At 62.8% G+C, this 1,168-nt stretch carries 1 protein-coding gene; it reads left to right on the plus strand.

Going from position 1 to position 1,168, the window contains the following annotated elements; translation table 11 throughout:
* Window positions 1-56 precede the first annotated feature (56 nt).
* Window positions 57-1,148: an IS630 family transposase gene (locus HUK65_RS18430; protein ID WP_179907742.1), complete on the plus strand. Its 1,092-nt coding sequence runs from the start codon at window positions 57-59 to the stop codon at window positions 1,146-1,148.
* Window positions 1,149-1,168: the final 20 nt, after the last annotated feature.

The following is a 1,168-nucleotide window of genomic DNA, read 5'->3' on the forward strand; positions in this document are numbered from 1 at the left end:
TGTTCGTCACCTGACGCAAGATTCCCAACGGCTGCAGGGTGTGTCATACCTTGGGCATGAGACGCTCCGACATCTGCCTTTACCTTGGCCCCGCTGACCGCGCAGAGCTTCAGGCCCTGATCGCCAACCGCAACACGTCGCGCAAGCTTGTCTGGCGATCGGAGATCGTTCTTGCGACGGCGGATGGTCACGGCACGTTCGAGATCATGCGCCGCGCAAACACATCGAAGCCCACGGTCTGGCGGTGGCAGCAGCGGTATCTCGATGAGGGCGTGGCCGGTCTTAAGCGCGACAAGACACGGCCCTCGCGGGTGCCGCCGCTGCCCATGGAAACGCGGCTGAAGGTCATCGCGAAGACTGTGCAGGAGACACCGCCCAATGCCACGCACTGGAGCCGCGCGCTGATGGCCGAAGCCATGGGCATCTCGCCGTCGAGCGTCGGCCGCATTTGGGCGGAGGCTGGCCTGAAGCCGCATCTCACAAAGGGGTTCAAGGTCTCGAATGACCCGAAGTTCGAGGAGAAGGTCACGGATATCGTGGGACTTTACCTCGACCCGCCGGACCGGGCCGTCGTGCTGTGCGTCGATGAGAAATCCCAGATCCAGGCACTCGACCGCACCCAGCCCGGACTGCCGCTCAAGAAGGGCCGTGCCGCGACCGTAACGCACGATTACAAGCGCCACGGCACGACGACGCTGTTCGCGGCGCTGGACGTGAAATCAGGCACGGTCATCGGCGATTGCATGCCGCGCCATCGTGCGAAGGAGTTCCTGAAATTCCTGCGCCAGATCGACAAGGCTGTGCCCACGCGGCGCGATGTGCATCTGGTGCTCGACAACTACGCCACCCACAAGACGCCCGAGGTGAAGGCCTGGCTGGACAAGCACCCGCGCTTCAAGCTGCACTTCACGCCCACCAGCGCGTCCTGGCTGAACCTGGTCGAACGCTTTTTCGCCGAGATCACGTCCAGGCGCATCCGGCGCGGCAGCTATTCCAGCGTCGATGATCTGGAGGCCGCCATCTACGACTATCTGGCGCACCACAACGCCAAGCCGAAGCCCTTTAAGTGGACAAAGACAGCAGAGGACATCCTCACCCGGGAACGCCGCGCACTCGACGCGCTGGATGAAATCAGAGGGAACCGGTAAGATGCGTCAGACTCAGAACA

It is taken from the genome of Rhabdonatronobacter sediminivivens, from assembly GCF_013415485.1.
GTDB classification, from domain to species: Bacteria; Pseudomonadota; Alphaproteobacteria; order Rhodobacterales; family Rhodobacteraceae; genus Rhabdonatronobacter; species Rhabdonatronobacter sediminivivens.

Coding starts and splice junctions, on each gene's coding strand:
- HUK65_RS18430 (WP_179907742.1), top strand. CDS start 57: ATGAGACGCTCCGACATCTGCCTTTACCTTGGCCCCGCTGACCGCGCA.